The following is a 19684-nucleotide window of genomic DNA, read 5'->3' as shown; positions in this document are numbered from 1 at the left end:
CTGCCCGAAAAAGGGCAAACGACCTCAAAATAATATTTTTTGCATTTTATTATAATATCACAGGCGTTTTGTCAAGTCAAACTTTTCTGGCCTCGAAAATAAAGTACCCCTTCTTCTTATCAGCGACTCGAACGTCACCGAACAACTCCTGCAATTTCTCCTGAGTCGAAGCGGCTCCCTGCTTTTTCTGTATGACCACCCACAGCGATCCAGCAGCTGCGAGTTTCGTGTAGGCTTCTTCGTAAAACCGAAAAATCGTCTCTTTTCCCGCACGTATCGGCGGATTGGTTAAAATAGCACCGAAGCCCTGCTGTTCAACACTAGACAAGCCGTCACTTTCATAGACTGAAACATTTTCAACACCGTTTAATACGGTGTTTTTTTGTGCGAGTTCAATGGCTCTAGCATTAATGTCTACCATATGCACATGTCTTTGTGGAAATGCGTTGGCGATAGCCATTCCGATCGGTCCATAGCCGCACCCGACATCAAGAATGGGACCCTCTATAGCTGGTTCATCAAAGGCCTCAATCAATAGCCTTGAACCGAAGTCGATCTCATTTTTACTGAAAACGCCTGAATCCGTTTGAAACCGGAACGTCTCGCCCCGCAATGTGTAGGTCCACTCTTGGGGTTTGCTCTTAGTTTGAGGATTTTTGGAATAATAATGTTGGGACATACGGAGCCCTCCTTCCATCATACAATCTCAAGTTTCCCTTGGATTGGATTTAAAAAGAAGAAAAAGCCCGTCGGTAAATACTGACGAGCTTTCTTTCTTATAGAGCAGTGATATTATTTGAATTCTACAGATGCGCCAACTTCTTCAAGTTTAGCTTTGATTTCTTCAGCTTCTTCTTTAGAAGCGCCTTCTTTAAGAGCTTTAGGAGCTTCGTCAACAAGACCTTTCGCTTCTTTCAGGCCAAGACCTGTAACTTCGCGAACAACTTTGATGACTTTGATTTTTTGGTCGCCAGCAGAGTTAAGGATTACGTCGAACTCAGTTTGCTCTTCTTCAGCAGCGCCACCAGCAGCAGCTGCAGCAACTGGAGCAGCAGCAGTTACGCCGAACTCGTCTTCGATTGCTTTAACTAGGTCGTTTAGTTGAAGAATTGTCATTTCTTTGATTGCGTCTAGAATTTGTTCTTGTGTCATTATAATTTCCTCCTATGATAGGTGATTTTTTGTCGTGCTCAGGATGCTAAAAGATTATGCGCCCTGTTCTTCTTTTTGGTCTGCAACAGCTTTAGTAGTAGCAGCGAAGTTGCGGACTGGAGCTTGTAGTACGCTGAGTAGCATAGACAATAGGCCATCGCGTGATGGAAGTTCAGCAAGAGCTTTCATTTCATCTGCAGATGCAACATTGCCTTCAATGATACCCGCTTTAATTTCTAGTGCTTCGTTGCCTTTTGCGAATTCGTTGATGATTCGCGCCGGAGCAACTACATCTTCGTTTGAGAATGCGATAGCGTTCGGTCCTGTGAAGTGTTCGTTGATCGCTTCTAGGCCGTGAACTTCTGTCGCGCGGCGAGTCATAGAGTTTTTGTAAACTTTAAACTCGATGCCTTCCTCACGAAGCTGTTTACGAAGTTCTGTAAGTTGGGCAACATTCAAACCGCGGTAGTCAACAACGACAACTGATGCAGCAGCGTCGAATTTGTCAGCGATTGTTTGCACAACAACTTTTTTCGTTTCAATTGCTTTGCTCATGTGGGCACCTCCTATAGATTTGTCATTCATACCGTTCGTCCATAAGAAAAGCCTCTGGTCCAGTACAGACGCAGAGGCATAAAATCAGCATCAATTAAGATGGAATCTGAATTCATCATGTCCTCGGCAGGGATTCATTAAGCGGCAAGCCGCCCCTACTGTCTGCGGTACAAATGGTTATTTCACAACTTCGCCATTATAGCGAAGTTGCGAAAGAATGTCAATATTTTATTTAACTACTACTTTTGCAGGGTCTACTTTAACAGCAGGTCCCATTGTAGTCGTTACGTTTAGGGATTTCATGTACGTGCCTTTAGCAGCAGATGGCTTAGCTTTCAAGATCACGTCATAGATTGCTTGCAAGTTTTCAGCAAGTTTGTCGTCTTCGAAAGACACTTTGCCGATTGGTGCGTGAATGATACCAGATTTTTCTGCGCGGTATTCCACTTTACCAGCCTTGATTTCCTGAACAGCTTTCGCTACATCAAATGTAACTGTGCCTGTTTTCGGGTTTGGCATCAAGCCTTTTGGTCCAAGAACGCGTCCAAGTTTACCAACTTCGCCCATCATGTCCGGAGTAGCGACGATAACGTCGAATTCGAACCAGCCTTGTTGGATTTTTTGGATGTACTCAGCATCGCCAACATAGTCAGCGCCTGCTTCTTGAGCTTCTTTAAGTTTGTCGCCTTTAGCGAAAACCAAAACGCTCTGAGTTTTACCAGTACCGTTTGGAAGCACGACTGCCCCACGGATTTGCTGGTCATTTTTACGCGTGTCGATTCCTAGGCGGAAAGCGACTTCTACAGTAGCATCAAAGTTGACTGTGCTTGCTTTTTTAGCAAGTTCAATCGCTTCTTTTGCTTCGTAGAGCTTAGAACGGTCGATCAGTTTTGCTGCTTCTTGCAGCTTTTTGCCTGTTTTAGCCATTTTAAACGTCCTCCTTGTTGTGGTCTAACGGATTGAACCTCCCACGATTAAGGGCTGCGCTGTTCGCGTTGAACTGCGCAACCCATCCAAAAACAACTTCTTGAAATTAGTCTTCGATTGTAATGCCCATGCTGCGAGCAGTACCTTCAACCATCAACATAGCAGCTTCAACTGAAGCGGCATTTAGATCTGGCATTTTAGTTTCTGCGATTTCGCGAACTTGGTCGCGTTTCACAGTCGCTACTTTATTGCGGTTTGGTTCACCTGAACCTGATTCAATACCTGCTGCTTTCTTCAATAGAACTGCAGCTGGCGGAGTTTTCGTAATGAAAGTAAATGAACGGTCTTCAAATACCGAAATCTCAACCGGAATAATAAGTCCTGCTTGTTCAGCAGTACGCGCGTTAAATTCTTTACAGAAGCCCATGATGTTGACGCCTGCTTGACCTAGTGCTGGTCCTACTGGCGGCGCTGGGTTAGCTTTTGCTGCAGGAATCTGCAATTTTACGACTTTAACTACTTTTTTAGCCACGAAACACACCTCCTTAAGTCCGTGATGTGGTAATAGGGTTGCCCCTCCCACTCATATCTGTCCGTCAACTTGATTTTCGTTGATAGAATTAATTGGTTAGTACAGATGCTGCCCTTTGGCAGTCTGACCTATGAAATGATACCACCATTGCAAAAAAATAGCAAGGGGGCTTGTTATACTTTTTGGACCTGCTCGAAATCGAGCTCCATTTTTGTTTCGCGTCCGAAGATGTCGATCGACACTTTGACTTTGCCTTTCGTATCGTCGATTTCTTCGACCTTCCCTTGGAAGTTGGCGAATGGCCCTTCCATGACTTCGACAGTATCCGCTACGGCAAAGTCGATATCTACTTTGCGCTCGGTCATACCCATTTGCTTGAGGATGAAATCTACTTCCTCTTCTAAGAGCGGCGTCGGTTTCGCGCCTCCGCCTGATGAGCCGATAAAGCCAGTGACTCCCGGCGTATTGCGGACAACATACCAAGATTCATCGGTCATGACCAATTCAACGAGCACATAACCGGGGAAGGTTTTGCGCATCACAGTGCGTTTTTTACCGTCTTTGAAATCTGTTTCCTGTTCTTCAGGGATGATGACGCGGAAAATCAAATCTTCCATTCCCATTGTTTCTACGCGCTTTTCCAGGTTTGCTTTTACCTTGTTTTCGTAACCGGAATACGTATGGACTACATACCAATTTTTCTCCATATTCGAGCGGACTAAGCGTCCATCCCTCCTTTTTTACAAATGAAAAAACCCGTTCCATGGAATGACGGGCTATTTTTCGTTATTCTTATGACTGTGTTACAGGGCCAGGAACCAACGGAATAATTCCGATATGCCGGTATCGATCAATGCGAAGAAAAGAGCCATGAAGATGACCGTGGACAAGACGACGATTGTGTAGCGCGTCAATTCCTTGCGTTTTGGCCAGCTGACTTTTCTCATTTCCGAAATGACATTTTTAAAGAAATCGCCAATGTTACCCATTATCGTAAAAACCTCCGAATTTCAAAATCACTCTATATCGTCCGGCATTCACAGCAAGATTATTTCGTTTGTTTATGCACGGTGTGCTCGTTGCAATGAGCACAGAATTTTTTGAGTTCCAAACGTGTGCTTGAATCCGCTTTCGCAGGTACCGAATAATTTCGGGAAGCACATTTCGAGCAGCTCAACACGATTTTTTTAGCCATTTTTATCACCTTGCTCTATTTTACAGCTTTTTCAAGAGTATCATCATAAAAACTTGCTGTCAATAGTACTACGAGGTCCGGCTTTCACTGGCCTGCAGATGCCGTTCTAATTTTCGCTTGACTCGCTGCAAGGCATTATCAATCGATTTCACATGCCGTTCGAGCTTTTCAGAGATTTCCTGGTAAGACTGTCCATCGAGATAAAGCGTTAACACTTCGCGCTCCAACTCGCTCAGCACTTCATCCATTTTGCCTTCCATATAGCGGAATTCCTCGTTATGGATCATCAGCTCTTCCGGATCGTCCGCACCGCTTCCGGCAAGGACATCCATCAAGGTCCGGTCTGACTCTTCGTCATAAATCGGCTTGTCGAGAGAGACGTAGGAATTCAACGGAATATGTTTCTGGCGGGTCGCTGTTTTGATCGCCGTGATAATCTGGCGGATGATGCACAGTTCGGCAAATGCGCGGAAGGAAGACAATTTATCGCTCTTGAAATCACGGATGGCTTTATACAAGCCAATCATTCCTTCTTGGATAATGTCTTCTTTATCTGCGCCGATCAGAAAATACGAACGCGCTTTCATCCGCACAAACGGACGGAACTTGGTAATCAGAAAATCCAAGGCTTCCGTGTTGCCGTTGTGGACCAGACCGACAAGTTCTTCATCTGCCAATTCAGTAAAGTTACGGTTGCGAACTTGCTCAAATTTTTCCACGGGTGATCCCTCCGATTGGGTGAGCCTCGATATTTCCAGTATACAGGAAGAAAAAATTGAGCGTCAACAACTCATTTGAGGCCACGGCGCCATTTTTCAAAAATTTCTGCCACTTCGCCTTCAAGTGGAATCTTCGAGATGCCGCGCTGCTCTTGAATTTCCCGAATTTTTTTGGCAATGCGTTTATCGATTTCTTCCATTTCGATTTCCAGTTCGCGTGCAGAAATGCGCAAGGCACCTTTTGCAAAAATGACCCATTGCTCGGTCGAATCAGAAGTGGCAACATAAATTTGGTCACGCCGGCTATTTAGGCTGATCGCCAGTTTCTCAATCCGCTCATCCGCCGTTTCGCTCGATCGTGTGAAGATAACTTCCACTTCGCTCCGAAGATTTTTCGCTTCGATTCCCGGTACCAAGTGGGCATCAAACACGACAATGACGCGCCAGCCCTTAAAGCCTTGGTACTCAGCCATCCGTTCAATGAGGCGGTCGCGCGCATCGGCCAATCGTTCATTCTTCAGCGCCTGCAGCTCCGCCCAATCGCCAATGATATTATAGCCATCCACCAGCAGAATATTCATCGCATCACCCGAGTGGATGGCGATTGCGATAGACTTCATACATCAACAGGCTCGCCGCCACCGAAGCATTCAAAGAGGTCACATGGCCAACCATCGGCAATTGATAAAGGAAGTCGCATTTGTCGCGCAGGATGCGGCTCATGCCTTTGCCCTCGCTACCGATAATGACAGCAAGCGGCAAGGTCGCATCCATGCGCCGGTAGTCTGCTGATTCTTTAGCATCCGTTCCCGCGATCCATACGCCGCGCTTTTTCAATTCGTCGACCGTCTGCGATAGATTATTGACGCGCACAACCGGCACGTGTTCAATCGCTCCTGTGGACGATTTTGCGACGACGCCGGTCAAACCGACTGCACGGCGTTGTGGAATGATCAAGCCATGAACCCCAACCGCATCCGCTGTTCGCATAATCGAACCCAGATTATGGGGGTCTTCCAATTCATCGAGGATCAGGAAAAACGGATCTTCTTGCTTGTCCTCAGCTTTAGCGAACAACTCTTCCAGTTCTGCATAGCGATAAGCCGCGACAGCTGCCGCGATTCCTTGATGATTCGTATCGGTCAGCCCGTCGATTTTCTTTTTCGGGACAAACTGCACCAATACCTTTTGCTCTTTTGCCAATTGCAGGAGCTCAGCGATGCCTTTTTTCTGGACCCCTTCTGCGATCCAGATTTTATTGATGTCACGCTTCGCGCGCAATGCTTCTAGCACCGGATTTTTGCCTCCGATGATTTCAGGTGTTTCTTCTGTCATTTGATCACTCCTCTCGGCTCTTCGGCAATGATGATTGCATAATTGATCAGTTCATCCAGCCGTTCCTGTTCTTCTTTTAAATACAACCAGCCGAGCACCGCTTCAAAAGCGGTGCTGAAATTATAGGTCTGGACGTCGGTGTTTTTCGGCACCGAACCGGATTTGGCATTGCGGCCCCGCCGCATAATGGCAAGCTCTGTTTCAGTCAAGATCCCTTCATCGACAAAACGTTTCAAAATGAGTGCCTGCGACTTTGCCGAGACGAATGCAGTCGATGACCGGTGGAGAATGTTCGGCTTGACGCGTCCCGCGTGGAGCAAGTGGGCGCGAACGGCCGTCTCATACACCGCATCGCCCATATAAGCGAGCGCTAGGGCATTCAATTGGTCGACATCTTGCTTTCTCAACACCATGCCTTAGCCTCTCTTCCAACGCGTGCCTTGCGCTGTATCTTCTAGGATGATGTTTTGTTCTTTCAATTGATCGCGAATTTCGTCTGAGCGTGCGAAATCGCGGTTTTTGCGTGCTTCGATGCGTTCTTCTAGCAAGGCTTCGATTTCCGCATCCAGTAATTCCGCTTGCGCAAATGGCAAGCCGAGCACTCCCGCCAATTCATCAAATACTTCTAGGAAGGTTTTCAAAACCGCTTCCGCTGTCTGTTTCTCGAGCAGGTAGGTATTCGCCAGTTTCGCCAAGTCAAATAATTTCGAAATGGCATTTGCCGTATTGAAATCGTCGTCCATCGTCTCGATGAATTCCTGCTTGATCGTTTCGATTTTTGCCAACCAAATGTCGTTATGGTCGCCAAGGCCTGCCGAATTCTCCAAACGATGCTTCAAATTGTTATAGGCCGTACGGATTCGTTCCATTCCCACTTCGGCATCTTCCACCAAACTTCTTGAATAATTGATCGGATGGCGGTAATGAACCGACAACATAAACAACCGCAGCACTTGCGGATCGAGTTCTTTCAAGATGTCATTGACTAATACAAAGTTGTTCAGTGACTTAGACATTTTTTCGTTTTCAATATTAATATACCCGTTATGCATCCAATAACGCGCAAATGGCTTGCCCGTATAAGCTTCTGACTGGGCGATTTCGTTTTCGTGGTGTGGGAACGTCAAATCTTGTCCGCCAGCATGGATATCAATCGTGTCGCCGAGGTGCTCTCTTGCCATGACCGAGCATTCGATATGCCAGCCAGGGCGCCCTTTGCCCCATGGACTTTCCCAAGAAATCTCACCGGGTTTGGCCGCTTTCCACAAAACAAAATCAAGTGCATCTTGTTTTTTATCCCCTGCTTCAATGCGCGCCCCGATCTTCAGCTCATCTACCGATTGATGGGACAGCTTCCCATAGCCATCGAATTTCCGCGTATGGTAATAGACATCGCCTTGTGATTCATAGGCATAGCCTTTTTCGATAAGTGCTTCGATGAAATCGACGATTTGCGGCATATGGCCCGTCACGCGTGGGTGAACATCCGCTTCTGCGCAGCCGAGCGCTTTCGTGTTATCAAAATAGGCAGTGATGAAGCGTTCTGCAATTTCTGGCACTTCCTCGCCCAGTTCATTTGCGGCTTTGATCAATTTATCGTCGACATCGGTGAAGTTTGATACGTATTTTACATCGAAGCCGCGGTATTCCAAGTGGCGGCGCACTGTGTCATACACGATGACCGGGCGTGCGTTGCCGATGTGGATGTAGTTGTAGACGGTCGGTCCGCACACATACATTTTCACTTTGCCTTCTTCGAGCGGCACAAATACTTCTTTTTGGCGCGTCAATGAATTAAAAATTTGGATAGTCATAACATCTTCCCTTCTTCCTGCTGCTGATTATTTTGCTGTTTCAATTGTTCCACTTCACGCTGCAAAGCAGCAATTTTCATTTCCATGCCATCGCATTTGTCCATTACAGGATCCGGCATATTCTGATGATTCAAGTCACGATTTTTCACTTTAACACCGTCCTGAATGACGACTTTTCCTGGAATGCCGACGACCGTGGAATTCGCAGGCACGTCTTTTAAGACGACCGAGCCCGCTCCAACTTTGGAGTTTTCGCCGACCGTAATCGACCCAAGCACTTTAGCACCTGTCGCGACGAGTACGTTATCTGCGAGTGTCGGGTGGCGTTTGCCGCGCTCTTTGCCAGTTCCACCGAGTGTGACGCCTTGGTACAGTGTCACATCGTTGCCAATTTCACAGGTTTCCCCGACAACCACACCCATGCCATGGTCGATAAACAACCGACGGCCGATAACAGCGCCCGGGTGGATTTCAATACCGGTGAAAAAGCGGCTGACCTGGGAAATCGCCCGCGCGATGAAAAATAGTTTCTTCTTGAAGAAGAAATGCGCCAGCCGGTGGGCCCAGATGGCGTGCAGCCCGGCATACGTCAACATCACTTCAATGTAACTGCGGGCAGCGGGATCCTGTTCAAAAATAACATCAATATCTTCTTTCAATAACTTCCACATGCGGCTTGCTCCTTTCTGTTCCAATATAAAAAGCGCCCCTGTCAATTGCTTGACAGAGACGCTTTCCCGCGCGGTTCCACTCTGATTAAAAGGGGTTGCCCTTTTCTCTCGAAGCCTTTAACGCAGGCAAACGTCTGGTCTACTTGATTCGACTCAGCACTCGGGGAGGCATTTCAGAAACACAGCGGCCCGGGTCACTTACAGCCGGTGATGACCCTCTCTTTGGAGCATGTCTTCCTTACTTCTTCCCGTCAACGTTTTGATAATTGGTAAATTCATTGTACACGCTTATGCGCATAAGTCAAAACTTTATGCCCCGGCGTATTGGCCGACACGTGCAATCGCTTTTTCCTTGCCAAGAAGCGAAATCGCATCCGGCAATTCCGGACCATGTGTCTGCCCTGTCGTTACGACGCGGATCGGCATGAAGAGGTTTTTCCCTTTATGACCGGTCGCTTTTTGCACCGCTTTGATCGCGGATTTGATTTCAGCCGGCTCGAATGCTTCTAAAGATGCCAATTGCTCTTTGAAAGCAGCCATGACTTCCGGCACCTGTTCGCCGCTCAAGACTTCTTTTTCGGCTTCGCCGTAATGAAGATCATCAGTGAAGAACAAATCGGACAACTCGACGATTTCTGCGCCGAAGCTCAATTGCTCATGGTACAAAGCGATCAATTTCTCCGCCCACTCCGCTTGCTCTTCGGACAATTCTTGTGGCAATTTCCCAGCCTTTTGCAGATGCGGCAATGCCAAGCCAACGACTTCCTCAAGCGACATTTGCTTAATGTATTGGTTGTTCATCCACGTCAATTTTTGCTTATCGAACATCGATGGCGATTTCGATAAACGCTCGGTATCGAAAATGCGGATCAATTCGTCTTTCGAGAAGATCTCTTCCTCACCTTCAGGGGACCAGCCAAGCAGCGCAAAGAAGTTAAACAGCGCTTCTGGAATATAGCCAAGGTCTCTGTACTGGGAAATGAACTGGATGATCGACTCGTCACGTTTCGATAGCTTCTTACGGTCTTCATTGACGATCAACGTCATGTGTCCGTAAGTTGGATGATCCCAGTCAAACGAATCGTAAACCATTTGCTGTTTCGGCGTATTCGACAAATGCTCTTCGCCACGGAACACGTGAGTGATCTTCATCAAGTGGTCATCGATGACCACTGCGAAGTTATATGTCGGGATGCCGTTTGTTTTCACAACGACCCAGTCGCCAACATCTTTAGATTCAAATGAAATTTCGCCACGCACCATGTCATCGAATTTATACGTAACGTCAGCTGGCACTTTCATGCGAAGCGAATACGTCTCGCCAGCCGCTTCTTTTGCCGCGACTTCTTCTGCCGTCAAATTGCGGCAAGTTCCGCTATACTGAGGAGCTGCTACTCCAGAGGCGCGCTGGGCTTCGCGTTCTTTCTCCAGTGTATCCGGTGTACAGAAACATTTGTAAATATCGCCTTTTGCCAATAGCTCATCCGCGTATTTTTTGTAGATGTCCAAACGCTCCATCTGGCGATACGGGCCGTACTCGCCACCGATATCGATCGACTCATCGTGCTCGATGCCGAGCCATTTCAAATTATCGATTTGGGACATGATGCCCGTTTCGATATTGCGTGCAGTATCCGTGTCTTCGATGCGAACGATGAATTTGCCATCCATGTGGCGTGCATATAAATAGTTAAATAGCGCTGTGCGGGCTCCGCCGATATGTAAGTGTCCGGTCGGGCTTGGTGCATAGCGTACGCGTGTTTCTTGTGTCATTTGATTTCCTCCTAAAATTCCCTTAATTCTTTAGTTATTTTATCACTCCGGAACGTCCAGCGAAAGCGGGCGTTGGTTCAACAAAATAACCGCAAGCGCAGCGATGCCTTCTTCGCGACCTGTAAATCCAAGATGTTCAGACGTCGTCGCTTTGACGTTCACTTGTGAAATATCAGCTTCCAATAGCTCGGCAATCGACGCTCGCATTTGCTCGATATATGGCGCAAGTTTCGGTTTTTGCGCAATGACGGTGCAATCGACATTGCCAAGCTCATAGCCTTGTTCTTTTACGTATTCCCAAATATGTGTCAGCAATTTCTTGGAATCGGCATCTTTAAACTCCGGATCGGTATCCGGGAAATGTTTGCCGATATCCCCGCCTCCGATTGCGCCGAGTGCGGCGTCCGTAATGGTGTGCAATAACACATCTGCATCCGAATGGCCGAGAAGCCCCCGGTCGTGTTCAATTTCCACGCCACCTAGAATAAACGGGCGCCCTTCTGCCAATTGATGCACATCGTATCCTTGTCCAATTCGTATCATGACTGTTCCTCCTGTAATCGACTCGCAAGAATCGCTTTTCCATAAATCAAATCATCGGGTGTCGTCATCTTGACGTTGTCATACGTACTTTCTACAACTTGCACCGGATGCCCCATACGTTCGACAAGCATTGCCTCATCAGTCCCGAGGAACCCATCGGCTTGTGCCAAGTGCGCTGCTTCCAACAACAACTCATAACGGAACGCTTGTGGCGTCTGGATCATCCATAACGCGGCACGGTCCACCGTTTCTGTGATGACGGCCTCGCGCACTTTCTTAATGGTGTCTTTTACCGGCACGCCGGCAATCGCCGCACCCGATTCACTTGCCCGCTCCACCAATTCGCTAATGACCACTGGGCTAATAAACGGGCGTGCTGCATCATGCACAAGCACGATTTCGGATTGCCCGGCCAACTCAAGGCCCGCACGCACGCTGTCTTGGCGCTCGGCTCCCCCGGTTGCATATCCTTTAACTTTCCGGATGCCAAAGCGCTTCACATAATCCTCAATCAGCTGACGTTCCTCTTCTTTGACCGCAAGCCACATGCCTTCGCAGTGAGGGTCTTTATCGAACACTTCCAATGTATAGATGAAGATCGGCTTACCCGAAAGCTCGAGCAATAATTTATTGCGTTCAGCTTTCATTCTTTTTCCGCTGCCGGCAGCAGGCAGTACGACTGTATATTTCATGATAGACATCCTTTATTTTTTTGATCCATTTTTCTTTACGGCAAGTCCCTTAGGTTTGGCAAAAATCATTCGCCCGGCAGAAGTCTGAAGCACACTTGTTACTACGACGTCGATCGCCTCGCCGATATGGCCTTTGCCTTCTTCGATGACAATCATCGTGCCATCATCCAAGTACGCGACGCCTTGGTTTTGCTCTTTGCCGTCTTTAATGACAACCACATGCATTTCCTCACCCGGAATGACCACCGGCTTTACCGCGTTAGCGAGGTCATTAATATTCAACACCGGCACATTATGCAGTTCGCACACTTTGTTTAAATTAAAATCGTTCGTCACGACTTTCCCGCCCATTTTCTGGGCTGCGCGCATCAATTTCATATCGACTTCAGCCGCGTCGCCAAAATCCTCTTCCGTGATCATGATCGCACCGACGCGCTCTGTTTGCAGGCGTTTCAAAATATCAAGCCCTCGCCTGCCGCGCGTACGCTTCAATGTATCCGATGAATCGGCAATGTGCTGAAGCTCAGCGATCACGAATTGCGGAACGACAAACGTCCCTTCCATAAATCCGGTCTCAGAAATATCCGCAATGCGGCCGTCGATGATAACACTCGTGTCGAGCAATTTATAGACGGATTGTTCCACTGTATCGTCTTCCGCCTTTTTCACACTTGGCAATTTGGAAGGCGTGAGCATCCCCATCAACTCGTCCCTTTTTTGAAAGCCGACCTGAAAGCCTAAATAACCTAAAACCACCGATAAAATGATGGGCGCAATTGTAGCGATTAACGGCACATCAATCGTATTCAAAGCGAAGCCGACCAAAAAAGCGACTACCAAGCCGATAATCAACCCAATCGTTCCAAACAATAGATCCGCCGTCGGGGCGTGGAGCAATTTGCCTTCCATCCATTTCATAAAATGGACAATCGAATCGACGAACAGCAATGACAATACATAAAAAATCGCAGCACCGATAATTGCAGCTACATACGGGTTGTTAATCCAAAAATTATTAGAGATAGAAATAAGTTCAAAAGCATATGGCAAAAACAAAATTCCAACCGTAGCGCCGATTAATAAAAACAACAGCTGAATAATTTTTCGAAGCATCCATTGCACCTCCTTCTCCTGATATTATACACGTTTTACATGTGAAACTCTCTGTATAGCCCTACGCTGCCAGGAATAGAAAAAAAGAGGCATTGCTGCCCCTCATTGTTGTGGGAATAATTCCTTCAGCGCCTCGTTTATAGTTTCCACACCTACGACGCGTATTCCTTCCGGAAAATCCCAGCCACCCATATTTGATTTTGGAATAATAGCGCGTTTAAACCCAAGTTTCGCCGCTTCCTGCACGCGTTGCTCGATGCGCGATACCCGCCGCACTTCGCCAGTCAATCCGACTTCACCGATAATGCAATCATCTACTTTCGGCGCAATATCCCGGAAACTCGAAACAATGCTCGCGAGCACTGCTAAATCGATCGCTGGCTCATCCAGTTTGACGCCGCCTGCTACTTTGATATATGCATCTTGTGACTGCAACATCAACCCGACGCGCTTCTCCAGCACCGCCATCAATAACGACACCCGGTTCTGATCAATTCCTGTCGCCATCCGTTTCGGGTAATTAAAGCTTGATGGTGTAACCAATGCCTGAATCTCCACCAGGATTGGCCTTGTCCCTTCCATCGAAGCGACCACTGTCGATCCTGCCGTTCCGCTCGAACGTTCCTGTAGAAATAGCTCGGATGGGTTCAACACTTCCTTTAACCCGCCTTGCAGCATTTCAAAAATCGCGATTTCGTTCGTCGAGCCAAAACGGTTTTTGACGCTGCGCAAGATCCGGTACGTGTGATGACGTTCTCCTTCAAAATACAACACCGTATCCACCATGTGTTCCAAAATACGCGGTCCCGCAATTTGGCCTTCTTTCGTCACGTGGCCGACAAGGAAAATCGCGATGTTTTTGGTTTTCGCCACCCTCATCAACTCCGCTGTACTCTCGCGCACTTGCGTCACACTACCTGGCGCAGACGTCACTTCCGGATGATAGACTGTCTGAATCGAATCGACAATCACAAAATCTGGCTCTACTTCTTCAATCGTATGATGAATCAGCTCCAAATTGGTTTCCGCAAAAATCAATAAATCTCCAGACACCGCATCTAACCTCTCTGCCCGCATCTTCGTCTGACGGATGGATTCCTCACCTGAAATATACAGCACTTTCTTGCCCGCTTTCGCAAGCAATGCGGACACTTGCAAGAGTAAAGTGGACTTCCCGATCCCTGGATCGCCGCCAATTAGCACGAGCGACCCGGAAACGATTCCACCGCCAAGTACACGGTTGAGCTCTTCCATCTCCGTTTTTGTTCGCGGCTCTTCTTTTGTTTCAATCGAATTGATCGGTGTCGCTTTTTGGGCAATTTGTGGCGCGCTGTGCTGGAATGCGCCTCTCGTGCCTTTTGGTGCTGCGACTTCCGTTTCTTCCGTCATTGTATTCCATGCTGCACAGCCTGGGCATTTCCCCATCCATTTTGCAGACTCATAACCGCAGGATTGGCAGATGAACTTTATTTTCTTCTTCGCCATAATTACCTCCTATATATAGAAAAAGCCCGCCGGAGACGTATCCGGCGGGCGGGATATCGTTACGATTTCTTTACGGCCTCTTCATTCGTACGGACGAAAAACTCTTCGTCTTTTACATCGAAGATAATTTTTTGCCCGGCAATCGCTGTACCTTTCAGCAACTCTTCAGACAAGCGGTCTTCGACATATTTTTGAAGTGAGCGGCGCAAAGGACGTGCTCCGTATTCCGGATCATACCCCTCTTTAGCAATTTTATCAAGCGCTGCTTCTGTCAGCTCCAAATCGATGTCCTGTTCTTTCAAACGGGTCGTCAATTGCTGCGTCATCAGCTCGACAATTTTGCGCAAGTCGTTCTTTTCAAGTGAATGGAAGACAATCATATCATCGACACGGTTCAAGAATTCCGGACGGAACGCTTTCTTCAGTTCCGCAAGCATCTTGCCCTTCATGTCTTTATAATCCGTTTTCGAATCTTCCAAGTTGAAACCAACATATTTATTGTATTTCAGTTCTTGTGCACCGACGTTCGATGTCATAATGATCACCGTATTGCGGAAATCAACGCGGCGTCCTTTCGAATCGGTCAAATGGCCATCTTCAAGCACTTGCAACAGGATATTGAAGACTTCAGGGTGGGCTTTCTCAATTTCGTCTAGCAAGACTACTGAATACGGCTTTCTGCGGACTTTCTCCGTCAATTGGCCGCCTTCTTCATATCCAACGTAACCCGGAGGTGAACCCACAAGGCGTGAAGTCGTATGGCGTTCCATGTATTCGGACATATCGATGCGGATCATGGCATCTTCATCTCCGAACATTGACTCGGCCAAAGCTTTCGCAAGTTCCGTTTTCCCGACACCCGTAGGCCCTAGGAAAATGAATGAGCCGATCGGGCGTTTTGGATCTTTCAACCCGGCACGCGCACGGCGGATCGCTTTCGAAATCGACGTCACTGCTTCATCTTGGCCGATGACACGGCTATGGAGAATCTGCTCTAGATTCAGCAATTTATCGGATTCTGTCTGTGCTAATCTCGATACCGGCACGCCTGTCCACATAGAGACAACTTTTGCGATATCTTCGACTGTCACTTCAGACTCTTCTTTGCCTTGTTTTTCTTTCCATTCTTTCTTCGTCTGATCGAGCTCATCTTTCAGTTTCTGCTCGGCATCGCGAAGAGAAGCCGCTTTTTCAAACTCCTGGCTCTGTACCGCTTCATTCTTTTCAGAACGCGCAGCTTCGAGACGGGCTTCAAGCTCTTTCAAATCAGGTGGAGTCGTATACGAACGCAAACGCACTTTTGAACCGGCCTCATCGATCAAATCAATCGCTTTATCCGGCAAGAAGCGGTCGGAAATATAACGGTCAGACATTTTAGCTGCCGCAACAATCGCTTCATCGGTAATTTTCACACGGTGATGCGCCTCATAACGGTCACGCAACCCTTTGATGATTTCAATGGATTCCTCAACCGATGGCTCATCCACTTGGATAGGCTGGAAGCGACGCTCAAGCGCTGCATCTTTTTCGATGTATTTGCGGTATTCATCAAGCGTGGTCGCACCAATGCACTGCAACTCGCCACGTGCAAGGGAAGGCTTCAAGATATTCGAAGCATCAATTGCGCCTTCAGCCCCACCAGCACCGATTAAGGTATGAAGCTCATCAATGAAGAGAATGACATTTCCCGCTTGGCGAATTTCATCCATCACTTTTTTCAAGCGGTCTTCAAATTCACCGCGGTATTTTGTACCGGCAACGACCGTTCCCATATCCAGTACCATGACGCGTTTATCACGCAATGTTTCTGGAATTTCGTTGTTCACAATCTGTTGTGCAAGCCCTTCTGCGATGGCTGTTTTACCAACACCAGGCTCCCCGATTAATACCGGATTGTTTTTCGTTCTGCGGCTCAATACTTCAATCACACGCGTAATTTCATCGCTGCGCCCGATCACCGGATCCAAGCTGCCTTCACGCGCGACTTGTGTCAAATCGCGTGCTAGGCCATCCAAAGTTGGTGTGTTAGCCGAAGCATTTGGGCTTGTGCCAGTTGATGCTTGCTCGTTGCTGCCAAGCAACTGCAGTACTTGCTGGCGGGCTTTGTTCAAGCTGACACCGGCATTGCCGAGTACACGTGCAGCGACACCTTCCCCTTCACGGATAAGCGCAAGCAATAAATGCTCAGTTCCGATATAAGAATGGCCAAGCTTACGAGATTCATCAACAGACAGCTCGATTACTTTTTTAGCCCGTGGCGTATAGTGCACAATCGGGCCGACATCTTTTTCTCCGACTCCCACTAATTCTTTAACACCATCTTCGATCAATTGTGTATTCACTTCAATCGCTTCAAGAGCTTTTGCAGCGATTCCGCCACCTTCTCGGATCAAACCAAGCAGAATATGCTCAGTTCCGATCGATTCGTGCTTCATGCGGATTGCCTCTTCTTGGGCTAATTGAAGAACTTTTTGTGCGCGTTGTGTGAATCGGTTAAACATCATGCAAAATCCTCTCCTTTTGTATTTATCCCGTTATCAGCTAACCTCTCTCGGAACAATTCCGCTCGGGCAAGGTCCCGTTCCTTCGCTTCCAATGGACGCCCTGCATACTGCTGTAAAAAGGCAGGCTGCATAAAGACCATCAGTTCATTTAATATGGACATATCAACATTTGTAATCAGATCAAGGTCAATGCCAAGCCTAACATCCGATAAACAAGTGGCTGCCTCTTCTGTATTTAACAGCCGGGCATGAGTCAACACACCTAACGACCGATAAATCCTATCTTCCAAAAGCAGCGAAGAATTCGCATTTAACGCTTCTCTTGCTCTTCTTTCCTGTTCGATAATCTGCTCGGTCATGTTTTGCAAATCCTGCAAAATTTCATACTCCGATTTCCCCAGCGTTACCTGATTAGAAATCTGGTACACATTCCCAAGTGCTTCACTTCCTTCACCATAAATCCCTCTTACAACCATCCCCAGACGGGATATAGCCGGGATGATCCGATTGATTTGATGAGACATAGTCAAGGCAGGCAAGTGAAGCATAACAGAAGCGCGCATGCCTGTACCTGTATTGGTCGGGCAACTGGTCAAATAACCAAATTTTTCATGAAAAGCATAAGAAAGGTGTTCTTCTAAAAGTGAATCCATTTTATTCGCTATATCGTATGCTTCCTGTAGATGAAAACCCGATTGCAAACTTTGGATTCGCATATGATCCTCTTCATTAATCATGACGCTGAGCTCTTCTTCATCTGATAATAATACTGCACTGGAATGCTGGCTATTCGCTAAATATGGGCTGATTAAATGCTTTTCCACCAATACTTCACGCTGCAGCTCATTTAACTCTTCGACACTGATGTGGGTAAAATCATACCCGCATTCTTTTCCTTTATCTAATAGGACTGAAGAAATGGCTTTATCGACTTTCAACGCTTCATCTTCAGAAAATGCATATGGAAATTTAAACTCTTCTAAATTTCGCGCAAGACGGATTCTCGTACTCATGGCTATATCCACATGTTCGCCATTATTAGCCATCCAACTGCTTGCACGGGGCTGAAGGAAACGGTCAATTGCCAATGTCCCCACCTCCTTCAAGCTTTTCATTCAAGATTTTCACCTGGTCGCGTAAACTTGCAGCTTCCTCAAAATTCTCTTCTTGTATCGCACCCTGCATTTGCTTTCTCAATTCTTCGATTTCTTTTTTAATTTTTAATGTCGTTCCATACGAAGCCGGAATTTTGCCCGTGTGTTCTGTATTTCCATTTTGTACGCGTTTCAAAATCTCAGTTAGCTGGAGCGAAAAAGTACTGTAACACTCTGCACAGCCAAATTTACCAAGACTCAAGAACTTTTGGAAAGTAAACCCACATGAAGGGCAAGTCGGAACTTCTTTTCGTACAGGACTCATAGCAGATTTCTGTTTTGGAAACCAATTAGCTAATAAATTATGAATCGCCATCGGATCCTGGTCAAAAGAAAAGTTGATATTATGATTTTCCGCTGCACAGACATGGCAGAAGTGTTTTTCAATTAAATGGCCCTGCTGATTTTCTTTCACGATGACTGTAGCTGGCCGTTCTCCACATTGCTCACAAATCACTTGATCACTCCTTGCCCGTTCGACTCATATTGAATAGTAAACAGCATCGCCACTAAAATTCGTGCTCGTACTTCATCTCGTACAGGAAGAGGCAGTCCCAGAGTAGAACGATCAACGGCACTCAAAATCAATTTAGCTTCACGTTTAGATATGACTTCTTCACCCAAAAGCCTCCACACAATATCTTCAGCCATCGTTTGTGAAGCACCAGCTTCAAGACGACTAATAATTTGAGCAATTAAATCTGACTTTTTATGAAGACGTACTTTCCGGATACGAATATATCCGCCCCCACCTCGCTTGCTTTCAACTAAGTACCCACGATCTGAGGTAAATCTAGTATTGATTACATAATTAATCTGAGATGGAACACATTGAAATTTTTCAGCTACCTCACTTCTTTTAATTTCAATATGATCCTTACCGCTTATTTCTATAATCTCTTTTAAATAACCTTCAATTATGTCTGAAATATTCCGCATCGCTTTCACCTCTTTAACGTGTAAATGCGCTAATAATTGACTTTGACTATATTTGACTTAATTATACATAAGCATTTTGCGGATATCAAATACTTAGTTTGAGATAGAAAAAGTCTCGGGCTGATTATCCCGAGACTTTTTACTCTTGGTCCAACATTCGTTTCATGAAGTCTTTCGTATGGCTGGATAGAGAATGGGTTTTTTCTTCAATATACTTAGTTCTCCAACGCGTCCCCTCTTGCCATACCTCCACTACATCCCCCTCATTTACGTTGTGAGTGAAATATTCGGTGGGGTAAGTATATTGTTCACTAGAACCTTTTAATGAGACTAATAATGCCGTTCTTTTATCGACTTTTTTTACCTCGTAAAAACCAGCTTCCATAAGTCTTCACCTCATTTCTTTTTTCCCTTTATTTGATATTTTCAACCCTTTTTTTGAATTGTAAAATAAAAAAAGGCCGTTACCAGGTTTCCCGGTAACGGCCTTTCTATTAGATGCCCAGCGACGTCCTACTCTCACAGGGGGAAACCCCCAACTACCATCGGCGCAAAAGAGCTTAACTTCCGTGTTCGGGATG

At 46.6% G+C, this 19684-nt stretch carries 24 protein-coding genes, 1 rRNA gene and 2 other annotated features; all 25 genes read right to left on the bottom strand.

Annotation, left to right across the window (positions count from 1 at the left end):
* Nucleotides 1–76: 76 nt before the first annotated feature.
* The gene (locus AY633_RS15825) at nucleotides 77–679 is read right to left on the bottom strand and encodes a class I SAM-dependent methyltransferase (protein ID WP_068459664.1); all 603 of its coding nucleotides are present in this window, start codon (nucleotides 677–679) and stop codon (nucleotides 77–79) included.
* A gap of 113 nt (nucleotides 680–792) precedes the next feature.
* Nucleotides 793–1152 (bottom strand): 50S ribosomal protein L7/L12, encoded by a 360-nt coding sequence (rplL, locus tag AY633_RS15820; RefSeq protein ID WP_068489149.1) that lies wholly within the window; start codon nucleotides 1150–1152, stop codon nucleotides 793–795.
* A gap of 54 nt (nucleotides 1153–1206) precedes the next feature.
* Nucleotides 1207–1707: a 50S ribosomal protein L10 gene (rplJ, locus tag AY633_RS15815; RefSeq protein ID WP_068459660.1), complete on the bottom strand. Its 501-nt coding sequence runs from the start codon at nucleotides 1705–1707 to the stop codon at nucleotides 1207–1209.
* 35 nt (nucleotides 1708–1742) lie between these two features.
* Nucleotides 1743–1893 (bottom strand) — a sequence feature (ribosomal protein L10 leader region).
* 42 nt (nucleotides 1894–1935) lie between these two features.
* Entirely contained in the window at nucleotides 1936–2634 is a 699-nt protein-coding gene (rplA, locus tag AY633_RS15810; protein WP_068459658.1) for a 50S ribosomal protein L1, read from the bottom strand.
* 106 nt (nucleotides 2635–2740) lie between these two features.
* The gene (gene rplK / locus AY633_RS15805; protein WP_058382184.1) at nucleotides 2741–3166 is read right to left on the bottom strand and encodes a 50S ribosomal protein L11; all 426 of its coding nucleotides are present in this window, start codon (nucleotides 3164–3166) and stop codon (nucleotides 2741–2743) included.
* A 173-nt stretch (nucleotides 3167–3339) separates the two neighbouring features.
* Complete coding sequence (gene nusG / locus AY633_RS15800) at nucleotides 3340–3873, bottom strand: transcription termination/antitermination protein NusG (RefSeq protein WP_058382185.1); 534 nt, start codon at nucleotides 3871–3873, stop codon at nucleotides 3340–3342.
* Nucleotides 3874–3969: 96 nt separating this feature from the next.
* On the bottom strand, nucleotides 3970–4155 hold the full coding sequence (gene secE / locus AY633_RS15795; protein ID WP_068459656.1) for a preprotein translocase subunit SecE: 186 nt from the start codon (nucleotides 4153–4155) through the stop codon (nucleotides 3970–3972).
* A gap of 59 nt (nucleotides 4156–4214) precedes the next feature.
* Nucleotides 4215–4361 carry a 50S ribosomal protein L33 gene (rpmG, locus tag AY633_RS16435; protein ID WP_082799265.1) on the bottom strand — a complete coding sequence of 49 codons (147 nt, stop codon included), beginning with the start codon at nucleotides 4359–4361 and terminating at the stop codon, nucleotides 4215–4217.
* A 68-nt stretch (nucleotides 4362–4429) separates the two neighbouring features.
* Nucleotides 4430–5080 carry an RNA polymerase sporulation sigma factor SigH gene (sigH, locus tag AY633_RS15790; protein ID WP_068459653.1) on the bottom strand — a complete coding sequence of 217 codons (651 nt, stop codon included), beginning with the start codon at nucleotides 5078–5080 and terminating at the stop codon, nucleotides 4430–4432.
* A gap of 71 nt (nucleotides 5081–5151) precedes the next feature.
* Nucleotides 5152–5661 carry an NYN domain-containing protein gene (locus AY633_RS15785; RefSeq protein ID WP_068489148.1) on the bottom strand — a complete coding sequence of 170 codons (510 nt, stop codon included), beginning with the start codon at nucleotides 5659–5661 and terminating at the stop codon, nucleotides 5152–5154.
* 4 nt (nucleotides 5662–5665) lie between these two features.
* Entirely contained in the window at nucleotides 5666–6415 is a 750-nt protein-coding gene (rlmB, locus tag AY633_RS15780; protein ID WP_068459649.1) for a 23S rRNA (guanosine(2251)-2'-O)-methyltransferase RlmB, read from the bottom strand.
* On the bottom strand, nucleotides 6412–6828 hold the full coding sequence (locus tag AY633_RS15775; protein WP_068489147.1) for a Mini-ribonuclease 3: 417 nt from the start codon (nucleotides 6826–6828) through the stop codon (nucleotides 6412–6414). The genes rlmB and AY633_RS15775 overlap by 4 nt, the downstream gene beginning before the upstream one ends.
* A gap of 3 nt (nucleotides 6829–6831) precedes the next feature.
* Entirely contained in the window at nucleotides 6832–8229 is a 1398-nt protein-coding gene (gene cysS / locus AY633_RS15770; RefSeq protein ID WP_068489146.1) for a cysteine--tRNA ligase, read from the bottom strand.
* Nucleotides 8226–8900 carry a serine O-acetyltransferase gene (gene cysE / locus AY633_RS15765; protein WP_068489145.1) on the bottom strand — a complete coding sequence of 225 codons (675 nt, stop codon included), beginning with the start codon at nucleotides 8898–8900 and terminating at the stop codon, nucleotides 8226–8228. Before cysE ends, cysS begins: the two co-directional genes overlap by 4 nt.
* A 51-nt stretch (nucleotides 8901–8951) precedes the next feature.
* Nucleotides 8952–9164 (bottom strand) — a binding site (T-box leader).
* Nucleotides 9165–9209: 45 nt separating this feature from the next.
* Entirely contained in the window at nucleotides 9210–10673 is a 1464-nt protein-coding gene (gltX, locus tag AY633_RS15760) for a glutamate--tRNA ligase (protein ID WP_068489144.1), read from the bottom strand.
* Between the two features lie 42 nt (nucleotides 10674–10715).
* Nucleotides 10716–11216, bottom strand: a complete 501-nt coding sequence (gene ispF, locus AY633_RS15755; RefSeq protein WP_058382195.1) for a 2-C-methyl-D-erythritol 2,4-cyclodiphosphate synthase — start codon at nucleotides 11214–11216, stop codon at nucleotides 10716–10718.
* Complete coding sequence (ispD, locus tag AY633_RS15750) at nucleotides 11213–11908, bottom strand: 2-C-methyl-D-erythritol 4-phosphate cytidylyltransferase (RefSeq protein WP_068489143.1); 696 nt, start codon at nucleotides 11906–11908, stop codon at nucleotides 11213–11215. The genes ispF and ispD overlap by 4 nt, the downstream gene beginning before the upstream one ends.
* Before the next feature lie 12 nt (nucleotides 11909–11920).
* Nucleotides 11921–13021: a PIN/TRAM domain-containing protein gene (locus AY633_RS15745; protein WP_068489142.1), complete on the bottom strand. Its 1101-nt coding sequence runs from the start codon at nucleotides 13019–13021 to the stop codon at nucleotides 11921–11923.
* Between the two features lie 102 nt (nucleotides 13022–13123).
* The gene (radA, locus tag AY633_RS15740; protein ID WP_058382198.1) at nucleotides 13124–14506 is read right to left on the bottom strand and encodes a DNA repair protein RadA; all 1383 of its coding nucleotides are present in this window, start codon (nucleotides 14504–14506) and stop codon (nucleotides 13124–13126) included.
* A 59-nt stretch (nucleotides 14507–14565) separates the two neighbouring features.
* Entirely contained in the window at nucleotides 14566–17010 is a 2445-nt protein-coding gene (locus AY633_RS15735) for an ATP-dependent Clp protease ATP-binding subunit (RefSeq protein ID WP_068489141.1), read from the bottom strand.
* Entirely contained in the window at nucleotides 17007–18098 is a 1092-nt protein-coding gene (locus AY633_RS15730) for a protein arginine kinase (protein ID WP_068489140.1), read from the bottom strand. Before AY633_RS15730 ends, AY633_RS15735 begins: the two co-directional genes overlap by 4 nt.
* On the bottom strand, nucleotides 18088–18621 hold the full coding sequence (locus tag AY633_RS15725; protein WP_068489139.1) for a UvrB/UvrC motif-containing protein: 534 nt from the start codon (nucleotides 18619–18621) through the stop codon (nucleotides 18088–18090). Before AY633_RS15725 ends, AY633_RS15730 begins: the two co-directional genes overlap by 11 nt.
* Nucleotides 18618–19103, bottom strand: a complete 486-nt coding sequence (locus AY633_RS15720; protein ID WP_068459627.1) for a CtsR family transcriptional regulator — start codon at nucleotides 19101–19103, stop codon at nucleotides 18618–18620. The genes AY633_RS15725 and AY633_RS15720 overlap by 4 nt, the downstream gene beginning before the upstream one ends.
* 139 nt (nucleotides 19104–19242) lie before the next feature.
* Entirely contained in the window at nucleotides 19243–19488 is a 246-nt protein-coding gene (locus AY633_RS15715; RefSeq protein WP_068489138.1) for a hypothetical protein, read from the bottom strand.
* Nucleotides 19489–19603: 115 nt separating this feature from the next.
* Nucleotides 19604–19684, bottom strand: a 5S ribosomal RNA gene (rrf, locus tag AY633_RS15710); the annotation flags it as partial.

The organism is Planococcus maritimus (genome assembly GCF_001592825.1).
GTDB lineage: Bacteria > Bacillota > Bacilli > Bacillales_A > Planococcaceae > Planococcus > Planococcus maritimus_C.
This window is presented reverse-complemented; position numbering and strand designations above follow the sequence as displayed.